The organism is Affinundibacterium seohonense (genome assembly GCF_014284305.1).
Lineage (GTDB): Bacteria > Pseudomonadota > Gammaproteobacteria > Burkholderiales > Burkholderiaceae_D > Undibacterium > Undibacterium seohonense.
Window position 1 is genome coordinate 1 of record NZ_JACOFW010000050.1, and the last position, 8,223, is coordinate 8,223.

Sequence of the window (8,223 nt, forward strand, 5' to 3'; positions counted from 1 at the left end):
ATATCCTTGGCAAGCTCTTTTGCCAAAGCTTTCAGTTTTTCTCTATCCATTAAAATGTCCATCGGTAATTCCTCGCTCGAGAGGTTAATAGACCGTGGACATTTACACAAATTTATTCACAGGCTCTGACTCGCGAAAATGACGCGCAATTATGCGCCACCTTAAATTTTATTGATCGACCTACGCGTCTTTCAACTCAAGGTTCTATGCTTATTCTTCTCGCTGTGCTGAGTTTCATTGTGTTGCTCGGTTGTACAGAACAAGCATCCACTAACACGCCTCTTGCGTCAAATGTTACATCCGAGACTTTTGACGACATACTGAGGCCTGACGATCCACACTTGTCCGTTGAGGAGCGACGAATTGTCGGGCGCGTGCAAGCCTACCTTGAGAAGAACGCCGAAAAGTCGATCGATGTCCGCTACAAAATTCAGCAGGCGAAGGAAGGCTTTGAAGTATTTGCCGTTCTTATTCGTGGCTACTCAAATGGGCACCCTTTAACCTCCCCCGGCGGTCACCTTACAGTGATTTTGGATTCAGATGGCAATGTAATTCGTTACATACCAGGAGAGTGAGACGATGATCGAACTTAACATTGCATTCAAGAAGGACGCTATGAAATTGTTTTGGTTTTGAATTCATTGATCATTCGATCAAAACTAAGTCAATGACGAGTTTTTGATTTGATGAACTGTTGTGAGTAAGATGCTACTCCAAGCCAATCAAGATTTCTTTGATGACGTGCTCTTTACCTCTAGAACATTCGCCAATTTGATTGCAACTGAAGTTCTGCTTCTCAAAAAACACGAGACGTATGCGATCAACGCCATAAGCCACTAAAGCACTTTTTGCACTGGTTTCGATTTCGGCCATTTCTTTAGCGTTGATAATTTCGTAGAACTGAAGTTCTGGGTAGCGTCCAGCTCGAATGTAGAAGGTCTTCCCAGAGTGAGTTTTGTCGACTTTACTTCTTTGCTCGAAGCGACCGTATTTGCTACTGATATGGCTTGCGATCGTATTCGCTTTCGTTAGGTCACCAGCGCTTGGCACGTAGAAGTCACAAGCGCATAGCGAAGACAACGTAAGCAGTACTAGCGTTGATAGCAAAGTGCGACGCATTATTTTTGCATCCAATTTAAGTCTTAAAAACAATGCTCAGCAGCAGGAAAACTCTTATCCTTTACAGCCGCCACATAAGCCTTAATCGCCGCATCAATATTCGTTTGACCATCCATAAAATTCTTCACAAAGCGCGCTTTACGACCTGGGAATACGCCCAACAAATCGTGCATCACTAAGACTTGACCAGAGCAGTCAGGTCCGGCGCCAATCCCAATCGTGGGGATGTGCAATGCGTTGGTAACTTCTTTTGCCAAACCCGCTGGTATTGCTTCTAACACCAATAAAGCCGCGCCGGCTTCTTGCAATAATTGGGCGTCGGCTTTGAGTAAATCGGCAGCTGCGGTGGTTTTTCCTTGTACTTTGTAGCCACCTAATTGGTGCACCGATTGTGGCGTGAGGCCGAGGTGAGCGCAGACTGGGATAGAACGTTCGGTCAGGAATTTGATGATAGGGGCGATCCACGCGCCGCCTTCGACTTTGACCATTTGCGCGCCGGCTTGTATCAGTTGCACTGCGTTGGCAAAAGCGGTTTCTGGTGTTGGGTAGGTGCCAAACGGCATATCGGCGACCACGAAAGCTTTGTCATTGCCACGTACTACGCACGCGGTGTGGTAAGCGATATCGGCGTTGGTGACGGGCAGCGTAGAGCTGTGTCCTTGGCAGACCATGCCGAGTGAGTCACCGACTAATAAAACTTCGACACCGCAACGATCCATCATGGCCGCGAAGCTGGCGTCGTAGCAGGTCAGCATAGTGATTTTTTTACCTTGTTCACGCAAGGTATTAAGTGTCGTGATGGTAACCGCTTTGCGGTCTTGTAAATATTCAGCCACGATGTTTTCCTTTGGTGTGAAATTGATTGATTTTGAAGCTTAACTTCTAAAAATAAAATAAACGGCGCCTACCAGACACAATCCCGCCCACACATAGTCTAGCTTAAACGGCTGATTCATATACATCATCGAAAAAGGGACGAAGACTAAGAGCGTCAAGACTTCTTGCAGGATTTTGAGTTGCGCCAAACTGTATTGAGTGTAACCGATACGATTCGCTGGTACTTGGAGTAGATACTCGAAAAGTGCGATGCCCCAACTGACAAGCGCAGCGATATACCAAGCTTTGCTATTGAGATTTTTGAGGTGACCGTACCACGCAAAAGTCATGAAGACGTTTGACAGTATCAATAGCCCGGTAGTTTGTATGATGACGGGAATTTGCATGGTGATTCTTGCTTGCGCTTAGAGTTGGCGGCTACAGCTTACTGATGCCCTGATCCGCGACGGCGGGTGCGAATTCATGCGCAGCGCCTTTGCCCGGAACATTGATGAAAGGATCGAGCTGTAACAAGGGAATCAAGACGAAGGCGCGTTCTGTCATACGCGGATGTGGCACGGTCAAGTGTTCGGTATTGATCTTCTGCTCTCCATAAAGAAGCAAATCGAGATCCAAGGTGCGTGGCGCGTTGCGATACGGGCGTTCTCGACCGCAGGCTAGTTCTAGCGCTTGTAAATGCTCGAGTAATACTTGCGCATCTAAATCAGTTTCTATCGCTGCGACGGCATTGATATAGTCATCACCACTGGAATCTATCGGCGCAGTAATGAATAGCGAGGAAGCTTGCTTGAACTGTGTTTGCGGCAAAGTGTGCAACTTTTCAATCGCATACTCGACCATCGCCCGCGCATCGCCGAGATTGGCACCGATACCTATGTAAGCGTTGATCGTCATGGCTTTATTCTGCCGAATCCGTTTTAGGTTTAGCACTTGAGTTTCGGTTCGGGCTGCGGCGCGGGCGGCGTTTTTTTGCAGGCGCGCTTTCCGCAGTTTTTGCTTTTGGTTTGACACTCAGCAAGCGCACGCGGTCTTCCTCGTCGCCGTTGATAAAATCTGTCCACCATTCGCCCAACTCCGCGTCGATTTCACCGGAAGCACAACGCAGTAATAAGAAATCGTAACCAGCGCGCAGGCGATTATTTTCTAAGAGCTTGTAAGGTGCTTTACCTATGCGTTTTTCAAAGCGTGGTTGCATTGCCCAGATATCGCGCATGTCGGTACCGATTTTGCGTTGCAAGGCGAGTGCATCGGTTTGCGTATTCAATACATCATCGGCGGCTAAATGCAAAGCAGGGATAGGCAATTCGCCCGACACTTTGTAGGCTTCCCATTTTTCTACAACTTGATGCCAGAGTAGAGAGGCGAATAAGAATCCAGGAGAGACTGTTTTACCTTGTTGTACGCGCTCGTCCGTATTGGCTAAAGCCAATGTGACAAAGCGCTCGCCCAAAGGTTGTTCGAGCACGACATCGAGTAAGGGCATCAATCCGTGATGCAAGCCTTCTTTGCGTAGTTGCTGCAAGCACGCCATCGCATGACCACTCATTAAGAGCTTGAGCATTTCATCAAATACGCGTGCGCTTGGCACATTATTGATTAATGCCGCCATGACTTTGATTGGTGCCCGTGTTTCTGCATCTATCGTAAATTGTAATTTCGCAGCGAAACGCACGGCGCGCAACATGCGGATAGGGTCTTCGCGATAACGTAGTTCGGGCACGCCGATAATACGTAAAGTCTTTTTGCGGATATCGGCAATACCGCCGTGGTAATCCAACACCGTTTGACTGGCAGGATCGTAATACATGGCATTGATGGTGAAGTCACGCCTTACTGCATCTTCGTGTTGTTCACCAAAGGTGTTGTCGCGCAACACGCGACCATGTTCATCTTTAGGTGCTTCATGCTTGGCTGCGCCACGGAAAGTCGTGACTTCAATTAAGTCTTGTCCAAACATGACGTGCACGATTTGAAAGCGACGACCGATGATGAAGGAACGGCGAAATAAGCGTTTGACTTGTTCCGGCGTTGCATTCGTGGCGACGTCGAAATCTTTCGGCTTTACCCCTAACAATAAATCACGTACTGCACCGCCGACGATGAAGGCTTTAAAACCATTGTCCTGCAAAGTTTGCGTAACACGAATGGCATTGTTCGATACTAGGTCGGGATCAATACCATGTTCTTTTGCAGTCAAGGCTTTTGGCTTGTTTTTCTTTGCGCTCGCTTTGCCTTGATCGATGGTGTCGTCAGGGCTTTTAACGCCGAGGATTTTACGGATAAATTTCTTAATCATGCTTTTTTGCTTAGTTGTGCAGCTCAAATAATTGTAAGGTCGGCCAGCCATGTGCTTGTGCATGGGCTTTTAGTAGCTTATTCGGATTGGTCGCTATTGGGTGAGTCACGATAGAGAGCAATGGAATATCGTTTTGTGAATCGCTGTAAAAATAACTCTTAGTAAAATCGCTCAGTTGCTTGCCTTGTTGCGCGAGCCATGTGTTTAAATGCGTGACTTTGCCGGGACCTGAAGTCGGCACACCGTGCAGTTTACCAGTCACATTGCCTTGTTCGTCTAAATGTGGTTCAGCTGCTAACAAATGTTCGACACCTAAGGCCTGTGCAATCGGTTGTGTTACAAAGCGATTGGTCGCCGTGATGATGGCGATTAAATCGTTTTGATCTTGATGCTGTTTTAGCAAATCGTGTGCGGCTGGCAAGAGGGCGGGATTGATCACTTCTTGCATAAATTGCGCGTGATAATCGTCTAGCTGCTGGCGTGGAAATTGCGCCAAGGTGCCTAATGCAAACTCTAAATATTCGACTGGATCTAGAGTGCCAGCCTGATATTGGGCAAAGAATTCTGCATTGCGACGACCAAATTCTTCCGCATTGACCGCGCCGATACGGCACAGGAATTGTCCCCATTCGTAATCGGAATCAATAGGCAATAAGGTATGGTCAAGATCAAATAGAGCGATGTTTTGCATGGATTGTTTATTCATAAGCATACTCAATGTGCATGCAAGTTAAAAAAATTATTCCGCGTTGTCTCTTTGTAATAATTCACGCAACAAAGGAAGTGTAATCGGGCGCTTGGTTTCTAGTGAATAATGATCGAGTTCACCTAGCATCGAAGTTAATGAGCGCATATCACGGCGGTAGTGCGTAATTAGATAGGGTAACACGCCTTGTGCTAAACCTATGCCTTTTGCCTGTGCCGCACGTTCTAAAGCGTCAATCTTGTCTTCATCTGATAAGCCGATCACTTGATAAATTAAGCCCCAGCCAAGGCGCGTGCGCAGATCGTCACGCACATTCAAAATCATCGGTGGATGGTTACCCGCTGCGACAAAAAACGCCCCATTCGCACGCGCTTCATTGAATAACGCAAAAGCGTCAATCTGTGCCGCAGCTGACAATTGCTCACAGTTGTCGAGCAAGTACAGATCCACCTCAGGACTATACCAAAATTGCTCCTCAGGCGCGTCGGCGTTGATATAGCGGGTGTTGGGTGCTTGCGCAATGGCATGTAATAAATGCGTTTTGCCAGCACCAGCTTCTCCCCATAAATACACCGAGCGCTCACCATACTGGCTAGCAATACGCTCGGAGAATAAGCACAAAATTTGCGCTAGTTCTGCATTTTGTCCTACTACAAACGTATCTAAGGACGGCGGTGTTTCTGCGTCCAGATCAAGTAAAAGCTGTCTCATTGTCATGAAAATCGTCAAAAGCCTGTTAATGCATCATCTATGGTTGACGATAAAAGGAACTGTTTAAATAGGACTTGCGTAAATTTTTTGCCGCAACAGAAATCACAGCAGAGGCGGGAAGCGCCACCAAAACACCAATAAAGCCAAACAATTGGCCAAACGCCATTAAGGCAAAGATGACGGTGAGTGGATGTAAACCGATGCGTTCACCAACTAATTTTGGCGTCAGAATAAAGGATTCTAAAGCTTGGCCTATGCCGTAAATGATGCCAACGGCAATCAAACCATGTAAATCACTAAATTGCAGAACCGCGCTGACCAATGCTAAAAATAGGCCCAAACCAAATCCGAGGTAAGGAATGAAGACTAATAAGCCAGTCAAAATTCCCACTGGTAATGCCAGATCAAAGCCGGCAATTGCTAATCCAATGGTGTAGTAAAAAGACAGTACCACCATCACCATGATTTGTCCGCGCAGGTATTGTGCAAGCAAGTCGTCGACTTCCTTGAACCATGACTGGGTTTGTTCCAGCCAGCGACGCGGAATGAAATTATGGATACGGCGAAGTAAAGCGTGCCAATCAACCATGAGGTAAAACAAAACGATAGGAATCAAAATAAAATTGGCAAGCATGCCTAGAACCGCTGTTCCGCCGACACGAATCGATGAAAGTACCGCCTTGCCGATGACATCGCCGCTACTTGCCAAATGATCGCTGATGAGAGCCTTTATACCCTCGCTATCAATACTTGCCTGAATGCCAAAATCATGCAGGAAAGGGCTGACTAATGAATTAAATTTATTTAAAAATAAGGGAATTTGATTGTGCAGTAGTGGAATCTGCTTTTGTAAAATTGGAACCATAATCAAAACGATTGCCAGAATACAGGCAACAACCAGTAAGATCATCAGCGTTGCTGCAATTGGTCTAGGCAGCGTGATTCCTTTGACTTTGATCAAGCAAAGCTTATCCAGCCAGGGATTGAGCACATACGCCAAAATGGCTGCAACAATAAATGGCATCAGAATCGGGCCAAGTAAAGATAGCAAAAGTATAAATGCGAATGCAACGCTTAACCACGTAATGGTTTGCTTTTGATTGCTGGTTAAATTAAATAGCATAGACTTTTGTAGGTTAGGCTTCGCGATTAAACCCATGATTTGCCTAAAAACTAGGTAAAACTCAGGTCGATTTGTTAAAATAGCGCTTTTGGTTCATCTCAAACTAGTATTCTCCCTGAAATTTTAAGGAATTTGCTATTTTTTGTGACCCACGTTTCTGGCAATTCCGCTATTTTACCGCCTCAAGCCCCTACTGACGAATATCCTATGAGCACAAATACTCCTGTTTCTCTTTCTTATGCCGACGCTGGTGTCGATATGGTTGCTGGCGACACGCTGGTCGACGCGATCAAACCATTCGCAAAACGTACGATGCGTGAAGGCGTAATGGCCGGTATCGGTGGTTTCGGCGCGATGTTTGAAGTCAGCAAAAAATATAAAGAGCCAGTGTTGGTTTCTGGTACGGACGGCGTTGGTACTAAGCTGAAATTGGCTTTTCACTTAAATCGTCACGATACCGTCGGTATCGATTTGGTCGCCATGAGTGTTAATGACATCTTGGTGCAAGGCGCGGAACCTTTATTCTTCCTCGATTATTTCGCTTGCGGCAAATTAGATGTAGCAACCGCGACCGATGTGATTAAAGGCGTGGCTTTTGGCTGCGAGCAAGCAGGTTGTGCGTTGATCGGTGGTGAAACTGCTGAAATGCCTTCAATGTATCCAGAAGGCGAATACGACTTGGCAGGTTTTGCGGTTGGTGCCGTAGAAAAATCAAAAATCATCGATGGCAGCAAAATCGTACCGGGCGACGTGATCTTGGGCTTGGCTTCTTCTGGTATTCATTCCAATGGTTTTTCTTTGGTACGCAAAATCATCGAGATTGCGAATCCGGATTTGAATGCCGATTTCCATGGCCGTAGTCTGGCGGATGCGTTGATCGCACCAACGCGCATTTACGTTAAACCTTTGCTGGCTTTAATGGCGACTATGGAAGTTAAGGGTATGGCGCATATTACGGGCGGCGGCTTGGTAGAAAACGTACCGCGTGTATTGGGCGATAAATTGACGGCAATCTTGGATAGCAAGTCTTGGGAAATGCCACCATTGTTCAAATGGTTGCAACAACATGGCGGCGTAGCCGATGCAGAAATGCACCGAGTGTTTAACTGCGGTATTGGTATGGTCGTGATTATGGCTGCGGATCAGGCTGATGCGGCGATGGCGCAATTAGCAGAAGCTGGCGAGACCGTATTTAAGATTGGTACGATTCGCGCACGTGAAGGTGATGAGCATCAGACTATCGTGGTGTAATGCAGGCGACGCTTAGCTCGTAAAGAAATTATAAAAACGCACGCTAGCCGTGCGTCAGACTGCTGACAAACCCCAAAAGGCCTCGCCAAGTGCGAGGCCTTTTGGTTTAATAGCGGCATGCTAAAAACACCCACACCTTTCCAACACGAATTAGAAATGGTCACCTTGGAACAACTGGTT

At 46.6% G+C, this 8,223-nt stretch carries 10 protein-coding genes; 2 read left to right on the forward strand and 8 right to left on the reverse strand.

All coding sequences use genetic code 11. The annotated features are described in order from the left end of the window. The first annotated feature begins 206 nt into the window (after nt 1-206). Complete coding sequence (locus tag H8K52_RS20325) at nt 207-575, forward strand: hypothetical protein (protein WP_186924743.1); 369 nt, start codon at nt 207-209, stop codon at nt 573-575. 133 nt (nt 576-708) lie between these two features. Here H8K52_RS20325 and H8K52_RS20330 read toward each other — a convergent pair whose 3' ends face one another. Genes H8K52_RS20330 through H8K52_RS20365 form a run of 8 tightly spaced genes read right to left on the reverse strand, consistent with a single transcriptional unit; the run spans nt 709 to nt 6,828 of the window. Then, nucleotides 709-1,119 (reverse strand): hypothetical protein, encoded by a 411-nt coding sequence (locus H8K52_RS20330; protein ID WP_186924744.1) that lies wholly within the window; start codon nt 1,117-1,119, stop codon nt 709-711. 23 nt (nt 1,120-1,142) lie between these two features. Continuing rightward, nucleotides 1,143-1,955 carry a 3-methyl-2-oxobutanoate hydroxymethyltransferase gene (panB, locus tag H8K52_RS20335; RefSeq protein ID WP_186924745.1) on the reverse strand — a complete coding sequence of 271 codons (813 nt, stop codon included), beginning with the start codon at nt 1,953-1,955 and terminating at the stop codon, nt 1,143-1,145. Nucleotides 1,956-1,994: 39 nt separating this feature from the next. Next, entirely contained in the window at nt 1,995-2,342 is a 348-nt protein-coding gene (locus tag H8K52_RS20340; RefSeq protein ID WP_186924746.1) for a DMT family protein, read from the reverse strand. 31 nt (nt 2,343-2,373) lie between these two features. Further along, entirely contained in the window at nt 2,374-2,850 is a 477-nt protein-coding gene (folK, locus tag H8K52_RS20345; RefSeq protein ID WP_186924747.1) for a 2-amino-4-hydroxy-6-hydroxymethyldihydropteridine diphosphokinase, read from the reverse strand. A 4-nt stretch (nt 2,851-2,854) separates the two neighbouring features. After that, the gene (gene pcnB, locus H8K52_RS20350) at nt 2,855-4,252 is read right to left on the reverse strand and encodes a polynucleotide adenylyltransferase PcnB (protein WP_186924748.1); all 1,398 of its coding nucleotides are present in this window, start codon (nt 4,250-4,252) and stop codon (nt 2,855-2,857) included. A 10-nt stretch (nt 4,253-4,262) separates the two neighbouring features. Next, nucleotides 4,263-4,943, reverse strand: a complete 681-nt coding sequence (locus H8K52_RS20355) for a histidinol-phosphatase (protein ID WP_186924751.1) — start codon at nt 4,941-4,943, stop codon at nt 4,263-4,265. A gap of 48 nt (nt 4,944-4,991) precedes the next feature. After that, entirely contained in the window at nt 4,992-5,669 is a 678-nt protein-coding gene (gene hda / locus H8K52_RS20360) for a DnaA regulatory inactivator Hda (RefSeq protein ID WP_186924749.1), read from the reverse strand. 37 nt (nt 5,670-5,706) lie between these two features. Then, nucleotides 5,707-6,828 carry an AI-2E family transporter gene (locus tag H8K52_RS20365; RefSeq protein WP_343044267.1) on the reverse strand — a complete coding sequence of 374 codons (1,122 nt, stop codon included), beginning with the start codon at nt 6,826-6,828 and terminating at the stop codon, nt 5,707-5,709. Between the two features lie 171 nt (nt 6,829-6,999). Between H8K52_RS20365 and purM the strand changes: the two genes are divergently transcribed. After that, nucleotides 7,000-8,043 carry a phosphoribosylformylglycinamidine cyclo-ligase gene (gene purM / locus H8K52_RS20370; RefSeq protein ID WP_186924750.1) on the forward strand — a complete coding sequence of 348 codons (1,044 nt, stop codon included), beginning with the start codon at nt 7,000-7,002 and terminating at the stop codon, nt 8,041-8,043. Nucleotides 8,044-8,223: the final 180 nt, after the last annotated feature.

Coding starts and splice junctions, on each gene's coding strand:
- H8K52_RS20325 (WP_186924743.1), top strand. CDS start 207: ATGCTTATTCTTCTCGCTGTGCTGAGTTTCATTGTGTTGCTCGGTTGT.
- H8K52_RS20330 (WP_186924744.1), bottom strand. CDS start 1,119: ATGCGTCGCACTTTGCTATCAACGCTAGTACTGCTTACGTTGTCTTCG.
- H8K52_RS20340 (WP_186924746.1), bottom strand. CDS start 2,342: ATGCAAATTCCCGTCATCATACAAACTACCGGGCTATTGATACTGTCA.
- folK (WP_186924747.1), bottom strand. CDS start 2,850: ATGACGATCAACGCTTACATAGGTATCGGTGCCAATCTCGGCGATGCG.
- pcnB (WP_186924748.1), bottom strand. CDS start 4,252: ATGATTAAGAAATTTATCCGTAAAATCCTCGGCGTTAAAAGCCCTGAC.
- H8K52_RS20355 (WP_186924751.1), bottom strand. CDS start 4,943: ATGCAAAACATCGCTCTATTTGATCTTGACCATACCTTATTGCCTATT.
- hda (WP_186924749.1), bottom strand. CDS start 5,669: ATGAGACAGCTTTTACTTGATCTGGACGCAGAAACACCGCCGTCCTTA.
- H8K52_RS20365 (WP_343044267.1), bottom strand. CDS start 6,828: ATGGGTTTAATCGCGAAGCCTAACCTACAAAAGTCTATGCTATTTAAT.
- purM (WP_186924750.1), top strand. CDS start 7,000: ATGAGCACAAATACTCCTGTTTCTCTTTCTTATGCCGACGCTGGTGTC.